The following is a 20,185-nucleotide window of genomic DNA, read 5'->3' as shown; positions in this document are numbered from 1 at the left end:
AGACCGTGGAGGATCAGGGCCGGGTCGTGGTCGGGGTGGACGGCTCGCCGTCGTCACGGGAGGCGCTGCGCTGGGCGGCCCGTCAGGCCGCGCTCACCGGCGGGACGGTGCTGGCGCTGACCTCCTGGGACTACCCGCAGTACCACGGCGCCCTCGGCTGGCTGCCGCCGTCGAGCGGTGACGAGGAAGCCCTGGAGACCAGGGCGCGGGAGGACCTGACCCGGTGCGTCGAGGAGACGCTGGGCGCGCACCCGTCGGTGGACGTCCGCACCGAGGTGCTGTACGGGACACCGGCCAGCGTGCTGCTGCGCGCGGCCCGTGACGCGTCCCTGCTCGTGGTCGGCAGCCGCGGTCTGGGCGGTTTCGCCGGTCTGCTCCTCGGCTCGGTCGCCCAGCACTGCGTGCAGCATGCCGCCTGCCCGGTCGTCGTGGTCCGCGAGGACACGGTCACCGGCGTCGGCGAGGAGGCCTGAGCGCCGGGTCAGGTCACCCGCGTACGGCCGCCCGCACCAGCTCCCGGGGGCGGTCCGCCCGGTTTTCGTGGTCCGCGAGGAAAACCGCCATCGGCGTCGGCGAGGAGGCCTGAGCGCCGGGTCAGGTCACCCGCGTACGGCCGCCCGCACCAGCTCCCGCGCCAGATCCGCGGCCGCCGCGACCGTCCCGAGGGACAGGGGCGCGGTGGCCACCGCGCCCTCGTGCAGCACGAACAGCCGGGTGGCGAGCGCGGCCGGGCCGTGGCAGCCGGCCTCCGTGGCCAGTGCCTCGAACAGGCCCCGTAGCCACCGCTTCTGGTCTGCGGCGACGCGGTGTCCCGGGTGCTGCGGATCGGGCAGCTCGGCCAGGGCGTTGAGGAACGCGCAGCCCCGGGTGTGCGTCGACGTCCAGCTCCGCAACGCCTCGAACGGCGCGGCGACCGCATCCTCGGCACTGCCGCTCGCGGCGACGGCCGCGCGGACCTCCGACCGCCAGCGCCGGTCGCGCTCGGTGAGGTAGGCCGCCACGAGGTTGTCCTTCGACCCGAAGCGGTTGTACAACGTCCGCTTGGTCACGCCGGAGTGCTCGGCGATCAGATCCACGCCCACCGCCGTGATGCCGCGCTCGTAGAACAGCTCCTCGGCCGCGTCGACGATGCGACGCCCGGCCGGCGTCAGGGGAGGAGCGTCACTGCCGCTGTCCATGGGCACGGACCTTCACTGATCGGTGTACGGTGGAACGAGAGGTATACAGATCAGTATACCCGTGAGGAGGTGAGGACCTTGTCCGAGCACATGCGCGCGGTACGCATCACACGGCACGGCGGACCCGAGGTGCTGGAGGTGACCGAGGTGCCGGTGCCCGTCCCGGGAGCCGGCGAAGCGCTGGTGCGGGTCGCGGCGGTGGCCCTCAACAACACCGACCTGTGGACCCGCGAGGGCGCCTACGGCCGCCCCGGCGACCCGGAGGCCCGCTCGGGCTGGCGCGGACCCGTCGTCTTCCCCCGTATCCAGGGCGCCGACGTGGCCGGCCGGGTCGAGGCCGTGGGCCCCGGCGGCGACACAGGTCTCGTCGGCCGCCGCGTGGTGGTCGACCCGGCGCTCTACGACGGCGACGGCCCCGACGCCCACCCGGTGGGCCTGATGGGCAGCGAACGCGACGGCGGCTACGCCGACTTCGTCGTCGCCCCGCTCGAGCGCCTGCACGACGTCACCGGTTCCCCGCTCACCGACGACCAGCTCACCTCGCTGCCCACCGCCTACGGCACGGCGCTCGGCATGATCGAACGCGCCCGGGTACGTGAGGGGGAGACCGTCCTGGTGACGGGCGCGTCCGGGGGCGTAGGGCTGGCGGCGGTGCAGATCGCCCAGGCCCGGGGCGCCCACGTGGTCGCCGTCAGCAGCGGCCCCAAGACCGACGCCGTGCGCGAGGCGGGTGCGGACGCCGTCGTCGACCGGGCGGGGGACGTCGTCGCGGGGATCCGCGCCGCCGTGCCCGAGGGCGTCGACGTCGCGCTGGACGTCGTCGCCGGTGACCTGGTGAGCGAGGCGGTGCCGCTGCTGCGCGAGGGCGGACGCTGGGTGATCGCCGGGGCGCTCGGCGGCTACCGGGTGACCCTGGACGTACGCCGCCTCTACCTGCACAACGCACAGGTGATCGGCTCCGCGATGCACACACCGGCCCACTTCGGCCTGCTCATGGACATGGCGCGGCGGGCCGCCGTCGAACCGGTCGTCGCCGCCGCCTACCCGCTGGACCAGGCGGCACGGGCACAGGAGGAACTCGCCCGCAGGGAACACGTCGGCAAGATCGTCCTGCACCCGGGCGCGCGGTGACGCGCTGAACCGGCCGGGGTCAGAGCGACCGGGAGTGCACCGGGCTGTTCGCGACCTCCTCCGGGCACGCCCCGTGCGCCGCGCGGCTGCGCCGGTCGCGCAGCCAGTCGTACGCCGCCAGGGCCAGCGACGTCGACATCGTCGCCAGGGCCACGCCCAGCGCCACGAAGAGGGCCACCTGGAAGTCGTCGCTGTGGCTGAGCACCATGTAGAAGAGGCCCGGCAGGGCCGCCGTCCCCACCGCCGCGCCGAGCCGCTGCCCCGTCTGCAGGGCGCCGCCCGCCGCGCCGGCCATCCGCACCGGCACGTCCCGCAGCGTCAGGGTGATGTTCGGCGACACGACGAACCCGCCGCCGATGCCGCCGACGAACAGGGCGGGCGCGGCGAACCAGGGCGCGTGGTCCAGCGGCGCGAACCGCAGCAGCAGGGCTGCCGTGCCGAGGCCCACGATCACACCGGTGAGACCCCACACGGTGAGCCCGCGCCCGAACCGGTCGACCAGCCGACCGGACATCACCGCCGCCCCCGCCGAGCCGATGGCGAACGGTGTCACGGCGAGCCCCGACTCCAGCGGCGAGTAGTCCAGCCCGTTCTGGTAGAACAGCGCGAAGACCAGCCAGACGCCGCTGAAGCCGATGAAGTACAGGGTGCCGACACCCGCGCCGATGGCGTAACCGCGCACGGTGGTGAACAGGCGGGGGTCCAGCAGCGGCGTCGCCCCCCGGGCCAGCAGCCGCCGCTGCCGCCGGACGAACACGGCGAGCACCGCCGCGCCGACCGGGAACAGCCACCACAGCCGGCTCAGCCCGCCCGACTCCGCCTGCACCAGCGGATACATGAACGCCAGGACGCCCAGACCGAGCAGCAGCACACCCGGCCCGTCCACATGGCCCCGCCCCGACTTCCGGGTCCGCGGCAGCAGTCGGCGGCCCAGCAGCACGGCGAGGACGCCGATGGGCACGTTGACGTAGAAGATCCAGCGCCAGCCCTGCATGCCGTCGGCCAGGGCGAGGATCGCTCCGCCGACGATCGGCCCGGAGGCGGAGGAGATGCCGACGGTCGCGCCGAAGTAGCCGAACGCCCGGCCGCGTTCGGCGCCGCGGAACATCTGCTGGATCAGCGCCGAGTTCTGCGGCGCCATGAAACCGGCCGCGAGGCCCTGGGCGAGACGGGCCACGACCAGCAGGGTGATGTCGGGAGCGGCGCCGCAGGCCGCGCTGAACAGCACGAAGCCGCACAGGGCGAGCAGGAAGATCTTCCGCCGGTCGAGCGCGTCACCGAGCCGGCCCGCCGTGACGAGGGCGAGGGCGAAGGTGAGTGCGTAGCCGGACACCACCCACTGCACCTCGGCGGGGGAGGCTCCCAGGTCGCGCTGCACGGTGGGCAGCGCGACCGCCACGATCGTGACGTCCAGCAGGCTCATGAAACCGGCGACCAGGGTCACCCAGAGCGCCCGCCAACGGCGCGGGTCCGGCTCGTACGCGTCCCCCTGGACACCGGGCTGCCGGTCCCCCGACCCTGACGCCGACGCTGTCACACGCAGTCCTCTCGCACCGCCCGGCAGGCCGCACGGCCCACAAGGCGCACGGCTCGAACAGGGCGAACATGTTCCCCGGCCGGGCCCGGCGCACACCCGGCATTCCGTAAAAAGGGCACAGGGGTGTCCGCGCCCGCGGGCCCGCGGTCAGCCTCCGGTGCTTCCGCGCACCACCAGCCGGTGCGGGACGGAACGTCGGCGGGGGCACGTCGTAGCGCGGGCTGTGGACGCGGTCGGCCAGGCACTGCAGGGCCCGCGCCGCGTGACCGGGCGCGTCCCCGGCCACAGGCGGACAATCACGACCATGGGCATGTGGGGCAAGCGCGACGACATGGTGGTCCACGGCCGGGAGCCGTTCAACGCGGAACCGCCCGGAGCCGCGCTCGCCCGCGCCGCGGTCACGCCCAACGACATGTTCTACAGCCGCAACCACGGCCCCGTACCCCGCCTCGACCCGGCGGACTGGCGGCTCGTGGTGGACGGCCTGGTGGCGCGCCCGCTGACGCTCTCCCTCGATCACCTGCGATCCCGCTTCGACGCCACCGAGGCGACCGTCACCCTCCAGTGCGCGGGCAACCGGCGCGCCGACCTGACCGTGGTCCGCCCCGTCCCCGGGGAGACGCCGTGGGGACCGGGCGGCCTCTCGACCGCCCGGTTCCGCGGGGCGCGCCTCGCCGACGTCCTCGCCCACGCCGGTATCGCCCCGGAGGCCGCCCACGTCGCCTTCCAGGCACCCGATGTCTCCCCGTCGGCCGCCCCGCCCCAGCCGTACGAGGTGTCGGTTCCGCGCGACCGCGCGCTGGCCCCGGACGTGCTCCTGGCCTGGGCGATGAACGGCGCCCCGCTGCCGGCCGTCCACGGCGCGCCCCTCCGGGTGGTCGTGCCGGGCTGGATCGGCGCCCGCAGCGTCAAATGGCTCACCCACGTCACCGCGCGCATCACCCCCTCCGACGGCTACTTCCAGGCCACCGCCTACCGACTCCCGCCGACCGGCGACGACCCCGAGGGCGTCGCCCTCGGCCCGCTGCCGCTCAACTGCGCCGTCCTCACCCCGTCCGACGGCGCCGTCCTGCCGCGCGGCCCGGTCGAGGTCACCGGGTACGCCCTCGCCGGCGAGGGCCGCACCGTCGCCCGCGTCGAGGTGTCCACGGACGGCGGCCGCGCCTGGTCCCGCGCCGCGCTCGATGCGCCCGCCGGGCCGGGGGCGTGGCAGCGGTGGCGCACCAGCCTCGACCTGCCGCCCGGCGACGCGAGCGTGCTGGCCCGCGCGTGGGACTCCTCCGGCGCGGGCATGCCGGAGTCCCCGGCCCAGATGTGGAACCCGAAGGGATACGCCAACCATGCCTGGCCCCGCGTGCGGCTGCGCGTACGCTGACCGTTTGTTTGTCCGCGGCGCGTGGGGAAACTCAGCGCCCATGAGCAAGAAGCCTGGGCGTCGCCTCCTCGGACAGAACCGGATGCTGTGGCTGCTGGACGCGCTGGAGCGCGATCCCGGCCGTGACCAGCTGATCGACACGCTCGGCCGGCGCGTACGCGCGCTGCCGCTCGGCCGTGTCCGGGGCGTGCTCCACGGCACGTGGCTCGGCCACCCCGTGCACCCCATGTCCATCCACCTGCCCATCGGCAGCTGGATGTCGGCCGCCGTGCTGGACCTCAAACCCGGCCGGTCCCGGCAGGCGGATCTCCTGGTGGCCCTGGGGCTCGCCGGGGCTGCCCCCGCCGCTCTGTCGGGCCTCGTCGACTGGGCGGAACTCCGCCGGGAGCAGCAGCGCGTGGGCCTGGTCCACGCCTGGGCCAACACCGCCGCCGTGGGCCTCTACGGCGCCTCCCTCGTGATGCGTCTCAGCGGCAAGGGCGCGAAGGGACGCGCCCTCGGCTACCTCGGGCTGACCGCGGTCGGCGTCGGCGGCCTGCTCGGCGGCCATCTGGCGTACCGGCAGGCGGCGGGCGCCAACCACGCCGAGGAGGTGCCGCACGTCGTGCGCGACGGCTGGCACCGCGTCGGCGGCGTCGACGAGTTCCCGGTCGGTGAGGCCGTGCGGTGCGTCGTGGACGACGTGCCGGTGCTGGTGGTGCGGGAGAGCGGCGGGGAGGTCCACGCTCTCGCCGAACGGTGCAGCCACCTGGCGGGACCGCTGTCCGAGGGCACGGTCGCCGACGGCTGCGTCCGGTGTCCCTGGCACGGCAGCGTCTTCCGCCTCTCCGACGGCTGGAACGTCGGAGGGCCCGCCACCGCGCCCCAGCCCGCCTTCGACACCCGGGTGGTCGACGGGCGCGTCGAGGTGCGACTGCCCCTGCACGAGGTGCCGGAGGCGCCCTACGGCAGCGACGCGCTCACGGAGACCTCCGTCGACGGGCACCGGCCCTCGCGGTGAGCGCCCGCGGGGAGAGGCGGCCGTGTCACCGCGCCCGGCGCGGAAACCCGGCGCCGCACGGTGACGGCCGGTGACGAGTGGGAGGCAGTCGATGAAGAGGGCGCTGTGGCACACCGCCGACGACCCGGCCCGCACCGGGCGGCCGGCTCGTCGGACTTTTCGGCCGCCGCTCCGGCGGGGAGGGAGTGCTGCGCCGGCCCTGTACTGGGAAGGCGTCGACAAGCTGTCCGCCGCCGGGGAGATCTCCACCGCCCACCTGGCCACCCACTCGGTGTCCCTGGACGACGCCCCCACCGCGTACGACATGTCCGAACACAAGACCGACGGCTGCGTCCGCGCGGTCATCCGCCCGGGAATCCGAGGGACGTTCCGTGTCGCGTGTGCGTGACACCGCCTACCGGGCCGCCGAACGGGTGGCCCGGTGGCGGGAGGCGCCCGCCGTCCATCCCACCGGCGTGCTGTGCTCCGGCACCCTGCACGTGGTGGGCCGCGGGGAACGGTTCTGGGGCGAGCCCTGGCTGGACCGGCACGCCTCCTATCCGGCCATCGTGCGCTGGTCCCATGCCCTGGGCACGCCCGGACGGCTGCCGGACGCGCTCGGCCTGGCCGTCCGCGTCGAGGACGCGGGCGGACCGGACCGGCCGCTCGACCTGCTGTTCACGTCCAGCGGCGACGGCCGCCTCGGCCGCCATGTGCCACTGCTCCGCCCCGATGCGCTCACCGGGGCGTACTCCACCCTGCTGGCCTACCGGACGGGGGAGTGCGAGCGGGTGCTCGCCGCCTTCCCGATGCTTGACCCGCCGCACACGCCGCGACCGACGTTGTGGCAGGAACTCGCCTGCCGTCCCGTCCTGTTCCGGCTGTGCGCCGCCGCGAGCGACGAGCCCTGGCGGCCGTTCGCGTCGCTCACCCTCGAAGCGGTGCACCCCGCACCGGCGGAGGCCACGGTGTCCTACGACCCCGTCGCCAACAGCCTGCCCGGCCTGCGACCCGCCGGCCGCCTCAACCGGTTGCGCGACGCCGCGTACGCGGGCTCCCGCCGGGGGCGCGGCGCCCTGTGATCCGTTGTCTCAGCCGTGCCGGCGGGCGGACCGCACCGCCAGGACGACCGCGCCTCCCGCGGCGACACCGGCTGCCGCCAGGGAGGCGCGGCGCGCGGCCGGGCCGCTGCCCGGCGCGAGGTCCCGCAGCCGGTCGAAGGCGCTGAGCGGCACGCCCCGCAGCGCGTTGCCCGGCGGACGCCGGGGCACGCCGGGGTGCGGCCGGGTCGGGGCGGTCGCCCGTACGGCCTCCCACGCGGCGCCGATACGCCGCAGCTTGCGGTCGTCGAACGCGGTCCGCAGCCGCGGCAGCAGCTCGTCCTCCTCGTCGCGGATGTCCTGACGGATCAGCGCGAACGCCTGCCGGATCCACTCCGCGCGCCGGGGGTCGTCGGGGAAGCGTTCGATCCGCGCGACGAGGTCGTTGACCGCCTGGTGCTCCGCCTCGACCTGGCGGGTCAGCTCCTCCCCGTCGGGCGAGACGCGCCGCAGCAGCGGCCACAGCACGGTCTCCTCGGCGAAGGCGTGGGAGAAGACCAGCTGGACGATGTCCATCCACAGTGCGTCGAGCTCGCCGGGCGGGAGGTCCTCGGAGAGGCAGCGGTTCATCATCGCGTCGAGCCGTGCGTGGTCGCGGCGCTGGCGCATCAGGATGCTGTCGTCCCCGCCGAGCGCGTCGGCGTCCTGTTCGGAGATCGACACGGCGGGCGCGGTCACGGCCGGTCCCCGGACGTGCTCCCGGAGTCCTGGCCGTCGGCGCCGCCAGGCGTCTCCTGGTCCCTGGTCCCGTCCTCCTCCGGCGGGACGTCCCTCTCGCCCGTCTCCTGCTCCAGCGGGTGGGTGAGGTCCTTGTCGTCAGGGGTGTTCATGGTCGCTCCTCATGTCGGCTCCGGGCGCCGGGTTCCCCCGGAGGGCCGGACCGCGCACCCCGGCACGTGCTTTTTCGCGGCTCCCGCGGGCCTTCGCGCCCGCGCTTCAGCCGACCGGCCAGCCCGCCACCCGGCTCCTCGGCGGCTTCTCCTCCTGGGGCCACACCTGCCCCTTGCGGATGACGCCGCGCCAGGCGCCGGACTCCTGGCCCACCCCTTCGATGAACTGCTTGAAGCGGCCCAGCTCGGACCGGATCAACCGCGGCGTCAGCGGCGTCCGGTGCAGCAGATGCCGCCGCGTGGGCCGGGCCACGGACCGCAGGCGCACCACGATCTCCGTGCGGTTAGGGGCGAGGGCGCGGAAGGCGACCTCGCCCCGGTGCCCGGTCCAGCGGCCGAGGCCCTGCCACGCGATCAGCTCGTCGGGACGCTGTTCGACGACCTCCGCCATGTACGTCCGGGTCGCCCAGCCGGATCCGATCTCCCACCGGGTGAGGTTCGGGCGGAGCTGCTCGACGCCCCTCACCCAGCGCATGAAGCGGGGGAAGGTCTTGAACTGGGTCCACTGGTTGTAGGCGGTGTGCACGGGAACGGCGACCTCGATCGCCTCTTCGACGGACTGCGCGGCTGCTGCTGGCATGGCCCCACCTGTCGTTCGGGTTTCTCCCTCAGTGTGCCCCGCCTGCCGCACCGCTACCACGCGTGTCCACGCGGCCGCCCGCCGCGCCCGCCGTCAGCCGATGTGTACGCCCGCGCCGCTCACCCGCACCCGGGGGTCGCCCGCCCGCAGGGTCACCGTGAGTTCGCCGGGACGCCCCAGGTCCTCGCCCTGACGCAGCGTGAGCACCGCGTCCTCGGGCACCAGGCCCAGCTCACGGGCGTACCCGCCGAACGCGGCGGCCGCCGCCCCCGTCGCCGGGTCCTCGACGACTCCGCCCACGGGGAACGGGTCCCGCACGTGGAACAGCGTCGGCGACTCCCGCCACACCAGCTGCACGGTGGTCAGGTCCAGACGGTGCATCAGCGCTTCGAGACGCGCGAAGTCGTAGTCCAGGTCGGCCAGACGGGCGCGGGTGGCCGCCGCCAGCACCAGATGGCGGGCGCCGGCGTACGCGACACGCGGCGGGAAGGCCGGGTCGAGGTCGGCAGCGGGCCAGTCCAGCGCGGACAGCGCCTCCGCCAGGTCGGCTTCGGCGACCTCCTCGACGTGCGGCTCGACGCTGGTGAGCGTGGCCCGCAGCGTGCCGTCCTCCGCCGCCGTCACCTCGACGGGCACCGGTCCGGCCTGTGTCGCGAACAGCAGCGGCCCCGGACCCTGCCGCTCGGCGAGCGCGACGGCGGCCGCCACGGTCGCATGCCCGCAGAACGGCACCTCGGCCTTGGGACTGAAGTAGCGGATCCGGTACGTCCGTCCCTCGGGACCGTCCAGCCCTTCCGGCGGGCCGGTGAGAAAGGCGGACTCCGAGTACCCGAGTCCGGCGGCGACGGCCAGCATCTCCCCGTCGTCCAGCGCACTGGCGTCCAGCACCACCCCGGCGGGGTTGCCGCCCGCGGGGTCGCTGGAGAAGGCGGTGTAACGCAGCACCTCGGGCCGCGAGCCGTTCGTTGTCATACGCCCGACAACGCGGGCGGAGATCGTGATGTTCCCCCGGCCGCCGAAGGGGAACCCGAGGCCCGCGCTTCCTCCTGGCCGCCCGGCGGCCGGGGCCACCCCATCGGCGGAAGATCATGTGGCCGCCCTCCTGCGGGAGCGTGAGACTGGAGGGCGTCCGCGTGTCCGGTGAAGGAGAGTCCATGCCCGAGCGGCCCGACGACGGTTCCCAGGAGCGGCTCACCGTGACACCGCCCAAGAAATGGGCCACGGGAGCGCCCGCGGTGATGCACGCGCTGGAGTACTCCCTCGAGCAGACCACCCCCGTGCGCACCGGACAGACGCTGCTGACCATGAACCAGGTCGACGGCATCGACTGTCCCGGCTGCGCCTGGGCCGACCCCGCCCCGGGACACCGGCACCGCAACGAGTACTGCGAGAACGGCGCCAAGCACATCAACGACGAGGCGACCACCCGCCGGATCAGCCGCGACTTCTTCCGTGAGCACCCGGTGTCCGAGCTCGCCCGCCGCTCCGACAAGTGGCTGAACGACCAGGGCCGGCTCACCGAACCCATGGTCAAGCGGCCCGACTCGGACCACTACGAACCGATCAGCTGGCACGACGCGTTCGGCCTGCTCGCCCAGGAACTCACCTCCCTGGACTCGCCCGACGAGGCCGTCTTCTACACCTCCGGCCGCGCCAGCAACGAAGCCGCCTTCGTGCTCCAGCTGTTCGCCCGCGCCTTCGGCACCAACAACCTGCCCGACTGCAGCAACCTCTGCCACGAGTCCAGCGGCTACGCCCTGCACGAGACCCTCGGCACCGGCAAGGGCACGGTCAGCCTCGAGGACATGCACCACGCCGACCTGATCTTCGTCGTGGGACAGAACCCGGGCTCCAACCACCCCCGCCAGCTCACCGCCCTGGAGGAGGCCAAGCGCAACGGCGCCCGCATCATCGCCGTCAACCCGCTGCCCGAGGCCGGGCTGCTGCGCTTCAAGAACCCCCAGAAGCCGCGCGGCATCATCGGCCGCGGCACCCCCATCGCCGACCGCTTCCTGCAGATCCGCGTCGGCGGCGACCTCGCCCTGTTCCAGGGCCTCAACCGGCTGCTCCTGGAGGCCGAGGACGCCCGCCCCGGCACCGTGCTCGACCACGACTACATCCGGAACAACACCGAAGGGTTCGAGGCGTTCGCCCGGCACATCCGCTCGGTCGACTGGGACGACGTCGTCGCGGCGACCGGCCTCACCCGCCAGGAGATCGAGCAGGTCCGCGACGAGGTGCTGCGCTCCGAACGCGTCATCGTCTGCTGGGCGATGGGCATCACCCAGCACAAGCACGCGGTGCCCACCATCCGCGAGTTCGTCAACTTCCTCATGCTGCGCGGCAATCTGGGCCGGACGGGCGCCGGAGCGTGCCCCGTGCGCGGACACAGCAACGTGCAGGGCGACCGCACCATGGGCATCTGGGAGCAGATGCCGGACTCCTTCCTCGACTCCCTGCAGGAGGAGTTCGGTTTCGACCCGCCCCGCCACCACGGATTCGACTCCGTGAACGCCATTCGCGCGATGCTCGAGGGCCGTGTCAAGTTCTTCCTCTCCCTCGCCGGCAACTTCGTCCGCGCCGCACCCGACAGCATGGTCACCGAGGAGGCCCTGCGCGCCTGCCGGCTCACCGCCCACATCTCCACGAAGCTCAACCGGACGCACACCGTCTGCGGCCGCACCGCGTTGATCCTGCCGACCCTCGGCCGCACGGAACGGGACGTGCAGTCCGGCGGCGAGCAGTTCGTCACCGTGGAGAACTCGATGAGCGAGGTCCACACCTCGCGCGGACGACTTCAGCCGGCCTCCCCGCTGCTGCTCAGCGAGGTCGCCATCCTCTGCCGCCTCGCGCACCGCACCATCGCCGGGCGCGGCCCCGACATCCCCTGGTCCGTGTTCGAGTCGGACTACGGCGAGATCCGCGACCGCATCGCCAACGTCGTGCCGGGGCTGCACGACTTCAACCGCCGCGTGATGCGCCCCGGCGGCATCCGACTGCCGAACGCCGTCAACGAGGGCGTGTTCCACACCGAGGTGGGCAAGGCCCGGTTCACCCGCAACGAGCACGAGGCGCCCAGCGTCCCCGACGGCCACCTGCTGTTGCAGACGCTGCGCTCCCACGACCAGTGGAACACCGTGCCCTACACGGACGACGACCGCTACCGGGGCATCCACGGCAGCAGGCGCGTCGTCCTCGTCAATCCCGACGACCTCACCGGGCTGGGCCTCGCCGACGGGGACCGAGTGGACCTGGTGGGTGTGTGGAAGGACGGCGCGGAGCGGCGCGCCGACGGCTTCACGATCGTCGCGTACCCGACGAAGACCGGGACGGCGGCCGCCTACTACCCGGAGACGAACGTCCTGGTGCCCCTGGACAGCGTCGCCGACGGCAGCAATCAGCCCGCGTCGAAGAGCGTGATCGTCCGTCTGGAGCCCGCGCCCCGGCCGGCCCCGGTCTCCGTCCCCGGCTGACCGTGCGGCGGCGCGCTGCCCGCCGCAGGATGGGAAGGCGGGGGCCGGCGACCCGGGAGGTGCGGTGATGGGCGACAACGCGGACGACGCCGAATACGACGACTCCGAGTACGACTACTCCGAGTACGGCGACGTCGAGGACGACGACGGCGGCGCGGCCGAGGTCGAGGCAGCCCACGAGGCGGGTGACGAGGAGACCGTCCCCCGGCCTCCGGCCACCCCCACCGACACGGACGTGTTCCTCGACGTCCCGCTTCTCAAGGTCGACGAGATCGACCTGGACGTCGAGGATCTCCGCGCCCATGTGTCGCTCCAGGCCGAGGTGCTCGACCTGCTGAAACTCAGCGTCGGCGCGGACGTCTCCCTGGGCCGGGTGCACCTGGGCATCTCGGGGGTCGAGGCACAGGCGCAGCTCAGGGTGCGCCTCGACAACGTGGCCGTGATCGTCAACCGGGTGCTCACCACCGTGGACCGTAACCCGGAGATCCTCACCGAACTGGCCCGGGGCGTCGGCGCCGCCGTGCGGGACGTCGGCGGCGGAGCCCGCGAAGCCGTCGGCGCGGTGGGCCAGGGCGCCGGACAGGCCGTGCAGGACGTCGGAGCCGGCGCGGGAGGCGCGGTCCGCGACGTCGGCCGGGGCGCGGGCGGAGCCGTCGAGGAGGTCGGCCGGGGCGCCGGAGGCGCGGTGCGGGACGTGGGCGCGGGGGCCGGGGGTGCTGTACGGGACGTCGGCACCGGAGCCGGCGGCGCCGTGCGGCAGGTCGGCGCGGGTGCGGGGGAGGCTGTGCAGGATGTCGGCGCGGGTGCGGGGGAAGCCGTGCAGGGCGCCGGGGAGGCAGTGCAGGGTGTCGGCGGTGTCGCGGAGGGCGTCGGCCGCGGTGCCGGGGCGGCCGTGGAAGAGGCCGGCGGGGGAGTGGCCCGTACCGTCGAGGGTGCCGGCGCGGAGGCGGGTCAGGTCGTCGCGGGTGCGGGGGAGACCGCCACCGGGGCGGCCGGACAGGTCGCGGACACGGCGGGACGAGCGGCGGCGCCCGCCCGCAAGGCGACCCGGTCGGCCGCGAAGAAGCGCACGGCCGCCGAGGGCGCCCCCCGCAAACGCCGGGTGCGCGGCGAGGACGGCACACTGCCTCCGAGGCCGGCCCGGCGGCGCGCGCCCGCGGAAGAACCTGAGGAGCCGCCGTGAACGCGTGACGTCCGGGACGACGAACCGCGGGACATCACGTTCCACTCCACGGTCCGCTCCGGCCGTCTCCGCTTCACCGCCCCACCCCGCACCGCCGTCCGCTTCCCGGGCACGGGCGAGCGCACGTCGGTCAGCCGGAGCGACCGCGTGAATCTCCCCGATACGGTCGAGCCGGACGTGGACTACCGCGACGTCACGGTCCACTACCGCCTGGAGACGGGCATGCGGGAACCTCAGGAGCCCGCGTCCGACTGACCGGGCGGTGCGGGCCCGTCAGGTGAGCGGCCAGGTGCGCAGTGCCGCGTCCGCCATGGCCTGGAGCTCCTCGCGGCCGATCCCGCCCGCGGCCTGGACGGCGATGCCGAAGGCCAGGGTCGTGACGTAGCGGGCGAGCAGTGCCGGGTCGGCGCCGGGCGGCAGGTCGCCCTCGGCGACGGCCCGTTCGAAGCGAGCGCGCACGCTGCCGCAGCCGTCGTTGCGCCAGGCCGTGAGCAGGTCGCGCACGCCCTCTCCGGCGTCGCTGGTGCTCAGGGCGCCCTGCACGCCCATGCATCCCCGGGGAGGCGTCGGGCGAGTGGTGGTGCGCACGGTACCGGCGAGGATCGCGGTCGCGACCTCACGGGCGGTCGGCTCCTCGAGGGCGCGGGTGAGATAGCCGCCGGGGCCCTCCGTGTAGCGCTCCAGCGCCTTGCGGAACAGCTCCTCCTTGTTGCCGAAGGCCGCGTACATGCTGGTGGTGGAGATGCCCATCGTCTGCGTCAGGGTGGCGAGGCTGGCGCCCTCGTAGCCGTGCTCCCAGAAGACGAGCATGGCCTTCTCCAGCGCCTCCTCGGCGTCGAATCCCCGGGGCCGGCCGGTCGGATTCCTGCTCTGTTCGGTTCGCACCCCCGCAGCCTACCTCTTTCGCATCGATCACTTCAGAAGTGTTACCGTTCGACTTCCGCATCGATCGATGCGGAAGTGGGGAAGGGAACCTTCGCATGGGACTGCTCCAGGACAGGACCGCGCTCGTCACCGGCGGCGCGGGCGGCATCGGACTGGCCACCGCCACCCGGCTGGCGGCCGAGGGCGCACACGTCTTCGTCACCGGCCGACGCAAGACCGAACTCGACGCGGCGGTCGAGGCGATCGGCCCCGCCGCCACCGGCATCGTGGGGGACATCGCCGATCCGGCGGACCTCGACCGGCTGTACGAGGCGATCGCCGGCCGGGGACAGGGCCTGGACGTCCTGTTCGCCAACGCCGCCGTCGCCGAGTTCGCGTCGCTCGCCCAGATCACCGAGGAACACTTCGACCGGCTCTTCGGCATCAACGTGCGCGGCACGCTGTTCACCGTCCAGAAGGCGCTGTCGCTGCTCAACGACGGCGCCTCCGTGATCCTCAACGGCTCCACCAACGCCGACGTCGGAGCCGAGGCGTTCGGCGTCTACGCGGCCTCCAAGGCGGCCGTCCGCTCCTTCGCCCGCACCTGGGCCAACGAGCTGAAGGGCCGCGGCATCCGCGTCAACACGGTCACGCCGGGGCCGACCGACACGCCAGGGCTGTCGGGGCTGGCCACGGACGAGGAGGCGGCCGCCCAATTCCGGCGGAACCTCGCCGCCCAGGTGCCGCTGGGCAGGCTCGCCGGCCCGGAGGAGATCGCCGCCGCGGTGGTCTTCCTCGCCTCGGACCAGAGCAGCTTCGTCACCGGCTCCAGCCTGTACGTCGACGGCGGCGTGAACCAGATCTGACCCCGCGGCCCGATCGGGGGCGTACGAACGGGGCGGGTCCGTCGCAGCCGGCGGACCCGCCCCGTCTCGAGGGGTTCACGCGGCGGCGGGGTGGTCCGTCGCCGGTGCCGTCGCGGCCACGGCGTCCAGATTGTCCTGGAGGGCCCGCACCTTGGCGGTGGCGTAGGCGTGCGAGTCGCTGCCCAGCAGCTGGCGCAGCGGGCCCTCGCCGGTGACGACACGGTCGATCACGGCGGCGGCGCCCTTCACCGGGTCGCCGAGCTGCTTGCCCTGGAGCTCCAGGTGCTGGGCGACCATCTCGCGGATCGCCGGGTAGTGCCCGGTCGTGGTCTCCGGCAGGGCCAGGGAGTCACGGGTGAGGAAGTCCGTGCGGAAGTAGCCCGGTTCGACGATCGTCACGTCGATGCCGAAGTCGGCGACCTCCGCGGCGAGGGCCTCGCTGAGCCCTTCCAGGGCGAACTTGCCCGCGCAGTACAGCGCCCAGCCGGGCACGGCCGTCAGACCGAGGACGGACGAGACGTTGACGATGTGCCCCGACCGCTGCGCGCGGAGCACCGGAAGGGCGGCGCGCAGCACGTTCCACACGCCGACGACCTGCACGTCGAGCATGTCGCGCACGTCCCGGCCGCCGGTCTCCTCGACGGCTGCGAGGTAGCCGTAGCCGGCGTTGTTGACGACGACGTCCAGGCCGCCGAAGCGCTCGGTGGTCTTCCGCACGGCGGCCGCCACCTGCTCCTCGTCACGCAGGTCGACGGTGAGGGGCAGCAGCCGGGAGGTGTCGACGCCGTCACCGAGGGCGGCCAGCAGCCGCTCGGTGGACCGGGTGGTGGCGGTGACCGCGTCGCCGCGCTCCAGCAACTGCCGGACCAGGTCCAGTCCCAGGCCGCGGGAGGTGCCGGTGACGAACCAGGTGGCGGGACGGTCGGTGGGGTAGGCCATGAGGCTCAGTCCTTGTCGGGAGGGGTCCGGATCCGCTTTTCGCGGCCGGTGACTCCAGAGTGGGCCGCGGATCCGCCCCGTGGGCCGCCCTGTCGGGCCCCGTGGGGGCCCGGACGCGGCAACCTAGGACGCGGAGGGCCAGGTGGCGCGGACCCCGGTGGGCCACACTGGAGGACGTGGCTGAGACGAACCGTGAACTGGCCGACTTCCTGCGCAGGGCGCGGGCGCAGGTCGATCCCTCGCGAGCCGGCCTCCCCCCGGACAGCAGGGTCCGCCGTGTGCCGGGCCTGCGCCGCGAGGAGGTCGCCCTGCTCGCCGGGGTGTCCACCGACTACTACACCCGGCTCGAGCAGGGCCGCCGGATCACCCCGTCGCCCGCCGTCGTCGAAGCCCTCGGACGCGCCCTCGACCTCGACGAGGCCGGCCGGGCCCATCTCCAGGACCTTTTCGGCCTCACCGCGCCCTCCGCGCGCGGCTCCCGGCGTCCGCCCGCCGTGCAGCGTCTGCGCCCCGGACTGCACCAGCTGATCGACGCGCTCGACGGCGAGCCCGCGCTGGTCCTCGGCCGGCGCACCGACATCCTCGCCGCCAACCGCATGGCGCGCGCCCTCTTCGCCGACTTCGAACGCAAGCCGCGCCCGGAGCGCAACTACGCGCGCTGGATGTTCCTCGACGAGGCGGCCCGCGACCTGTTCACCGACTGGGAGGACCAGGCCCGCACCGCCGTGGAGAGCCTGCGCCTCGAGGTCGGCCGCGACCCCCACGACCGCGCGACCACCGAGCTGATCGCCGAACTGCGCGAGCGCAGCGCCGACTTCGACCGCTGGTGGGAACAGCACCGGGTCCACCAGCGCACCCACGGCTCCAAGCGACTGCGCCACCCCCTCGTCGGCGACCTGACCGTCGCGTACGAGACCCTCACCCTGCCGGGGGACCCCGACACCACCCTCTTCGTCTACACCTGCGAGGCGGGTTCGCCGTCGCGGCGGGCCCTGGACCTGCTGGCCGGCTGGACCCTCGCGGACCCGCCTGCCGGGTCCGGCCCTCAGGAGCAGCGCCCCGGGCGCCCCTGACGGCCCCCGGCCCGGCTCGCATCCTGGACGTCCCAAGAAGCGGCGGCGTGCGCACACCGCCCTGGCCGGGCGCGAGCGCGAGTGACGGACCGTCGCCGGTCTGCTCGCGGACGCCGCGAACGGCCGCGGTGGACCCCCGGTCGTCCTCGGCTGGTCGTCCTCGGCGGACTCCTGGTCGTCCGCGGGCAGCCCGGCATCGGCAAGAGCGCCCTCCACCCCTTCCGCCACGCCACCCTGGACCGTGGGCTGCTGGAGCGCTGAGCCGGCGCTCGCGCGGCCGCGCCAGGTAGCGCTGGGGGTACCGCGATTCGGGGGCTTGCCTGACTGACTCCCCGGGGCCGGCACCGGCATCGTTTCCGGTGCCGACCCACGGAGAAGGAGTGCCGGTGCCACGGAACAAGAAGTCCATCCTGCGCGGAAGTCTGCTCGTCGTTGCGGCCGCGGGCCTGTTCAGCACGACGGTCACGGGCGCCGCGCAGGCGGATCCGCCCCCGCGCTCGCCTCTCCAGCAGAGCCTCGACCGGCTGGTGACGGAGGAGAAGTTCCCCGCCGCGCTCGCCTGGACCAGCAAGGACGGCCGCACCACCTCGCTGGTCGCGGGCTCCTCGCGGCTCGGCCGCAAGGCGCCGGTCCCGCGCGACGGCCAGGTCCGCGCGGGGAGCAACACCAAGACCTTCACCGCCGTCGTGGTGCTGCAACTGGTCGCCGAGGGCAAGGTCCACCTGGACGCGCCCGTCGAGCGGTACCTCCCCGGACTGGTGCGCGGCAAGGGCGTAGACGCCCGGGAGATCACCGTCCGGCACCTGCTCCAGCACACCAGCGGACTGCCCAACTACACCGAGCACATAGGCCTGGAGGACTTCGAGAAGATCCAGCACCGCTTCTTCCACCCGCACGACCTGCTCGCCGCCGCGCTGGCCCACCCGGCCAAGTTCGCCCCAGGCGCCAAGTGGGAGTACAGCAACACCAATTACCTGATCGCCGGACTGATCGTCGAGCGGGTCACGGGACGCCCCGTGCAGGAGGAGATCACCGAGCGCGTCATCGACAAGGCGCGTCTGCGCCACACCTACTGGCCCCAGCCCGGCGACCAGGGCATCCGCGGACCGCACCCGCACGGCTACGCCCTCGCGCGCCTCGACGGCGACCGCGTGGTCGACGCGACCGAGATGGACCCCTCCTGGGGCGGCGCGGCCGGACAGCTGATCTCCACCCCGAGCGACCTCGCCCGCTTCACCCGCGCCCTGCTCGACGGCGAACTCCTGCCGCCCGAGCAGCTGGCGGAGATGCGCAGGACGGTCGCCGCCCCCGTGCTGCCGGGCTGGCGGTACGGACTGGGCGTCGTCAGCGTCCCGCTGAGCTGCGGCGGCGTGTACTGGGGGCACGGCGGTGACATCGACGGCTATGAGACGCGCGGAGGCGCCACGGACGACGGCCGCTCCGTCGGTCTGGCCGTGACCGCGCTGCCGGGGACGTTCGGCGGCGACGAGGAGAAGGCGGCGCTGGCGGTGATGGACGCCGTCGACACGGCGTTCTGCGAGTAAGGCATCCCGTGCGGCCCTAACGGGGAGTGCTCCCCGGCTCGCTGGTGGCGTGCTCGACACGGTCGGCCGGCTCCTCGGCGAGGCGCGCGACTGGCCGGAGCGCGAGCTGCGTGTCACGGCCGTCGAGGCCCGGGCCGGGGAGGTGGAGGCGCTCGACGCGCGCTCCGGGGTGAAGCTGCTCGAAGCGGTAGCGGCCAGTTGCGCCGTCCCCGTCGTCTGGCCGCCGGTCACCGTCGCGGACCGGCGCTGGATGACGGGGGCAGTCGCTCCACCGCCAACCTCCAGCTCGCGCACGGCAGTCGGCGGGTGCTGGCCATCGTGCCGATCCCGCTGGCGGTGGGGCCGCACCCGAGCGCAGCCGACCAGGCCGCGCGGCTCACCGAGGACGGCGCGCGCGTCACCCTGCTGAGCCCGGACGAGGACGCCCGCCGCGCGATGGGCCGCACCATGGCCGACACCGCACGCGGACCGGCCGCGGCACGGGCGGGGTACGAGCAGGCCCTCCGGGTCGTCACCGAGGTGGCCGACACCTGGGGCCGCTGACGCGAGGTCACCGACGGCCGTGCCGGAACGGAAACGCGGTCGCAGCCCCCCGCCCCGTTCGGCACACTCGACCCGATGGACGCCCTCACCCGCATCGCACACCGCCTGCACCAGGTCGACGGAGTCGTCGCGGTCGCCCTCGGCGGCAGCCGCGCCCGCGGCACGCACCGCCCCGACTCGGACGTCGACCTGGGCCTGTACTACCGGGCCCCGCTCGACACAGCCGCCCTGCGCCGCCTGGCCGCCGAGCTGTCCGGACCCACGGCGGAGGTGACCGAGCCGGGCGGCTGGGGCCCCTGGGTGGACGGCGGCGCCTGGCTGACCGTCGACGGAACCCCCGTCGACTGGATCTACCGCGACCTGGACCGCGTCCGCCGCGTCTGGCGGCAGTGCCGGTCCGGACACGTCGAGACAGGCCTCCAGCCCGGCCACCCCTACGGTTTCTCCTCCCACACGTACGCCGGTGAGGTGGCCCTCGCCCACGTCCTCGCCGACCCCACCGGCGAACTGACCGCCCTGCGGGACGAGATCCGCTCGGGGTATCCCCGACCGCTGCGCGACTCCCTCGTGGAACAGGCGCGGTGGGAGACGCCGTTCACGCTGTCCGTCGCCCGCAAGGGCGTCCCGCGCGGCGACGCGTTCCATGTCGCGGGCTGCCTCCACCGCGCGGTCGGGCTCCTCGTGCACGCCCTGCACGCCGACGCCGGAGCCTGGGTGCTCAACGAGAAGGACGCGGTCCGCTCGGCGGGCGCCCTCCCCGCCGCCCCGGCCGGCTTCACCGCCCGCGCCCACGCCCTGTTCGGCACGCTCGACGCGGCCCCTGACCGCCTCACGGCCGCGCTCGACGACGCCGACCGGCTGGCCGCCGACGTACTCGACGCACTCCCCGGGGATTGAGCCGACTTCGACTCGGACCTTTCAGGTGCGGTC

Annotated in this window: 22 protein-coding genes; 14 read left to right on the top strand and 8 right to left on the bottom strand. The window is 74.2% G+C overall.

Features of this window, described 5'->3' with window-relative positions:
• The first annotated feature begins 5 nt into the window (after nt 1-5).
• The gene (locus MTR79_RS17975) at nt 6-473 is read left to right on the top strand and encodes a universal stress protein (RefSeq protein ID WP_244791265.1); all 468 of its coding nucleotides are present in this window, start codon (nt 6-8) and stop codon (nt 471-473) included.
• A 126-nt stretch (nt 474-599) separates the two neighbouring features.
• On the opposite strand, the gene MTR79_RS17970 is transcribed toward MTR79_RS17975, so the two are convergent.
• Nucleotides 600-1,178, bottom strand: coding sequence for a TetR/AcrR family transcriptional regulator (locus tag MTR79_RS17970; protein ID WP_244791264.1), 579 nt, complete (start codon nt 1,176-1,178; stop codon nt 600-602).
• Nucleotides 1,179-1,268: 90 nt separating this feature from the next.
• Here MTR79_RS17970 and MTR79_RS17965 point away from each other — a divergent pair, with 90 nt between their 5' ends.
• On the top strand, nt 1,269-2,309 hold the full coding sequence (locus tag MTR79_RS17965; RefSeq protein WP_244793224.1) for a zinc-binding dehydrogenase: 1,041 nt from the start codon (nt 1,269-1,271) through the stop codon (nt 2,307-2,309).
• Nucleotides 2,310-2,328: 19 nt separating this feature from the next.
• Here MTR79_RS17965 and MTR79_RS17960 read toward each other — a convergent pair whose 3' ends face one another.
• Nucleotides 2,329-3,846, bottom strand: coding sequence for an MFS transporter (locus tag MTR79_RS17960; protein ID WP_244791262.1), 1,518 nt, complete (start codon nt 3,844-3,846; stop codon nt 2,329-2,331).
• Nucleotides 3,847-4,150: 304 nt separating this feature from the next.
• On the opposite strand from MTR79_RS17960, the gene MTR79_RS17955 reads away from it, so the two are divergent.
• From MTR79_RS17955 to MTR79_RS17940, 4 genes are all read left to right on the top strand, one after another.
• A complete protein-coding gene (locus MTR79_RS17955; RefSeq protein WP_244791260.1) occupies nt 4,151-5,221 on the top strand; it encodes a sulfite oxidase in 1,071 nt (356 codons plus the stop codon).
• Between the two features lie 40 nt (nt 5,222-5,261).
• Complete coding sequence (locus MTR79_RS17950) at nt 5,262-6,221, top strand: Rieske (2Fe-2S) protein (protein ID WP_244791258.1); 960 nt, start codon at nt 5,262-5,264, stop codon at nt 6,219-6,221.
• A 91-nt stretch (nt 6,222-6,312) separates the two neighbouring features.
• Nucleotides 6,313-6,609: a hypothetical protein gene (locus MTR79_RS17945; protein WP_244791256.1), complete on the top strand. Its 297-nt coding sequence runs from the start codon at nt 6,313-6,315 to the stop codon at nt 6,607-6,609.
• Entirely contained in the window at nt 6,593-7,282 is a 690-nt protein-coding gene (locus MTR79_RS17940; RefSeq protein WP_244791254.1) for a phosphodiesterase, read from the top strand. The genes MTR79_RS17945 and MTR79_RS17940 overlap by 17 nt, the downstream gene beginning before the upstream one ends.
• Nucleotides 7,283-7,291: 9 nt before the next feature.
• On the opposite strand, the gene MTR79_RS17935 is transcribed toward MTR79_RS17940, so the two are convergent.
• The 4 genes from MTR79_RS17935 to MTR79_RS17920 form a co-directional block, all read right to left on the bottom strand.
• Nucleotides 7,292-7,978, bottom strand: coding sequence for a hemerythrin domain-containing protein (locus tag MTR79_RS17935; protein ID WP_244791252.1), 687 nt, complete (start codon nt 7,976-7,978; stop codon nt 7,292-7,294).
• Nucleotides 7,975-8,130, bottom strand: coding sequence for a hypothetical protein (locus tag MTR79_RS17930; protein ID WP_189364720.1), 156 nt, complete (start codon nt 8,128-8,130; stop codon nt 7,975-7,977). The genes MTR79_RS17935 and MTR79_RS17930 overlap by 4 nt, the downstream gene beginning before the upstream one ends.
• Before the next feature lie 106 nt (nt 8,131-8,236).
• The gene (locus MTR79_RS17925; protein ID WP_114875827.1) at nt 8,237-8,770 is read right to left on the bottom strand and encodes an SRPBCC family protein; all 534 of its coding nucleotides are present in this window, start codon (nt 8,768-8,770) and stop codon (nt 8,237-8,239) included.
• A 93-nt stretch (nt 8,771-8,863) separates the two neighbouring features.
• A complete protein-coding gene (locus MTR79_RS17920) occupies nt 8,864-9,742 on the bottom strand; it encodes a PhzF family phenazine biosynthesis isomerase (protein WP_244791250.1) in 879 nt (292 codons plus the stop codon).
• A gap of 182 nt (nt 9,743-9,924) precedes the next feature.
• Here MTR79_RS17920 and MTR79_RS17915 point away from each other — a divergent pair, with 182 nt between their 5' ends.
• Both MTR79_RS17915 and MTR79_RS33625 read left to right on the top strand, forming a co-directional pair.
• Nucleotides 9,925-12,243 (top strand): FdhF/YdeP family oxidoreductase, encoded by a 2,319-nt coding sequence (locus MTR79_RS17915; RefSeq protein ID WP_189364723.1) that lies wholly within the window; start codon nt 9,925-9,927, stop codon nt 12,241-12,243.
• Between the two features lie 67 nt (nt 12,244-12,310).
• Nucleotides 12,311-13,426 carry a hypothetical protein gene (locus tag MTR79_RS33625; RefSeq protein WP_280518339.1) on the top strand — a complete coding sequence of 372 codons (1,116 nt, stop codon included), beginning with the start codon at nt 12,311-12,313 and terminating at the stop codon, nt 13,424-13,426.
• A gap of 273 nt (nt 13,427-13,699) precedes the next feature.
• Here the strand turns inward: MTR79_RS33625 and MTR79_RS17905 are convergent, their stop codons facing one another.
• A complete protein-coding gene (locus tag MTR79_RS17905; protein ID WP_189364725.1) occupies nt 13,700-14,311 on the bottom strand; it encodes a TetR/AcrR family transcriptional regulator in 612 nt (203 codons plus the stop codon).
• 95 nt (nt 14,312-14,406) lie between these two features.
• Between MTR79_RS17905 and MTR79_RS17900 the strand changes: the two genes are divergently transcribed.
• Nucleotides 14,407-15,156, top strand: a complete 750-nt coding sequence (locus tag MTR79_RS17900; protein WP_244791248.1) for an SDR family oxidoreductase — start codon at nt 14,407-14,409, stop codon at nt 15,154-15,156.
• Nucleotides 15,157-15,231: 75 nt separating this feature from the next.
• Here MTR79_RS17900 and MTR79_RS17895 read toward each other — a convergent pair whose 3' ends face one another.
• The gene (locus tag MTR79_RS17895) at nt 15,232-16,095 is read right to left on the bottom strand and encodes an SDR family NAD(P)-dependent oxidoreductase (RefSeq protein WP_114872709.1); all 864 of its coding nucleotides are present in this window, start codon (nt 16,093-16,095) and stop codon (nt 15,232-15,234) included.
• A gap of 176 nt (nt 16,096-16,271) precedes the next feature.
• Between MTR79_RS17895 and MTR79_RS17890 the strand changes: the two genes are divergently transcribed.
• The 5 genes from MTR79_RS17890 (at nt 16,272) to MTR79_RS17870 (ending at nt 20,152) form a co-directional block, all read left to right on the top strand.
• On the top strand, nt 16,272-17,168 hold the full coding sequence (locus MTR79_RS17890; protein ID WP_244791246.1) for a helix-turn-helix transcriptional regulator: 897 nt from the start codon (nt 16,272-16,274) through the stop codon (nt 17,166-17,168).
• Between the two features lie 81 nt (nt 17,169-17,249).
• Nucleotides 17,250-17,429: a hypothetical protein gene (locus tag MTR79_RS17885; protein WP_244791244.1), complete on the top strand. Its 180-nt coding sequence runs from the start codon at nt 17,250-17,252 to the stop codon at nt 17,427-17,429.
• A 185-nt stretch (nt 17,430-17,614) separates the two neighbouring features.
• Entirely contained in the window at nt 17,615-18,712 is a 1,098-nt protein-coding gene (locus tag MTR79_RS17880) for a serine hydrolase domain-containing protein (RefSeq protein ID WP_244793222.1), read from the top strand.
• 49 nt (nt 18,713-18,761) lie between these two features.
• Nucleotides 18,762-19,121 carry a patatin-like phospholipase family protein gene (locus tag MTR79_RS33715; RefSeq protein WP_348538705.1) on the top strand — a complete coding sequence of 120 codons (360 nt, stop codon included), beginning with the start codon at nt 18,762-18,764 and terminating at the stop codon, nt 19,119-19,121.
• A 209-nt stretch (nt 19,122-19,330) separates the two neighbouring features.
• Nucleotides 19,331-20,152 carry a nucleotidyltransferase domain-containing protein gene (locus MTR79_RS17870; protein ID WP_189364730.1) on the top strand — a complete coding sequence of 274 codons (822 nt, stop codon included), beginning with the start codon at nt 19,331-19,333 and terminating at the stop codon, nt 20,150-20,152.
• The last annotated feature ends 33 nt before the right edge of the window (nt 20,153-20,185 follow it).

Origin of the sequence: Streptomyces sp. BJ20 (assembly GCF_022869105.1) — a bacterium.
GTDB lineage: Bacteria > Actinomycetota > Actinomycetes > Streptomycetales > Streptomycetaceae > Streptomyces > Streptomyces griseoincarnatus.
Note: the sequence above shows the minus strand (reverse complement) of the source record. Positions and strands in the feature narration are given on the sequence as shown.

Excerpts from the sequence above, each read along its gene's own strand:
- MTR79_RS17970 (WP_244791264.1), bottom strand. The coding sequence starts at position 1,178 with ATGGACAGCGGCAGTGACGCTCCTCCCCTGACGCCGGCCGGGCGTCGC.
- MTR79_RS17965 (WP_244793224.1), top strand. The coding sequence starts at position 1,269 with ATGCGCGCGGTACGCATCACACGGCACGGCGGACCCGAGGTGCTGGAG.
- MTR79_RS17955 (WP_244791260.1), top strand. The coding sequence starts at position 4,151 with ATGGGCATGTGGGGCAAGCGCGACGACATGGTGGTCCACGGCCGGGAG.
- MTR79_RS17950 (WP_244791258.1), top strand. The coding sequence starts at position 5,262 with ATGAGCAAGAAGCCTGGGCGTCGCCTCCTCGGACAGAACCGGATGCTG.
- MTR79_RS17945 (WP_244791256.1), top strand. The coding sequence starts at position 6,313 with ATGAAGAGGGCGCTGTGGCACACCGCCGACGACCCGGCCCGCACCGGG.
- MTR79_RS17930 (WP_189364720.1), bottom strand. The coding sequence starts at position 8,130 with ATGAACACCCCTGACGACAAGGACCTCACCCACCCGCTGGAGCAGGAG.
- MTR79_RS17925 (WP_114875827.1), bottom strand. The coding sequence starts at position 8,770 with ATGCCAGCAGCAGCCGCGCAGTCCGTCGAAGAGGCGATCGAGGTCGCC.
- MTR79_RS17920 (WP_244791250.1), bottom strand. The coding sequence starts at position 9,742 with ATGACAACGAACGGCTCGCGGCCCGAGGTGCTGCGTTACACCGCCTTC.
- MTR79_RS17915 (WP_189364723.1), top strand. The coding sequence starts at position 9,925 with ATGCCCGAGCGGCCCGACGACGGTTCCCAGGAGCGGCTCACCGTGACA.
- MTR79_RS33625 (WP_280518339.1), top strand. The coding sequence starts at position 12,311 with ATGGGCGACAACGCGGACGACGCCGAATACGACGACTCCGAGTACGAC.
- MTR79_RS17900 (WP_244791248.1), top strand. The coding sequence starts at position 14,407 with ATGGGACTGCTCCAGGACAGGACCGCGCTCGTCACCGGCGGCGCGGGC.
- MTR79_RS17895 (WP_114872709.1), bottom strand. The coding sequence starts at position 16,095 with ATGGCCTACCCCACCGACCGTCCCGCCACCTGGTTCGTCACCGGCACC.
- MTR79_RS17870 (WP_189364730.1), top strand. The coding sequence starts at position 19,331 with ATGGACGCCCTCACCCGCATCGCACACCGCCTGCACCAGGTCGACGGA.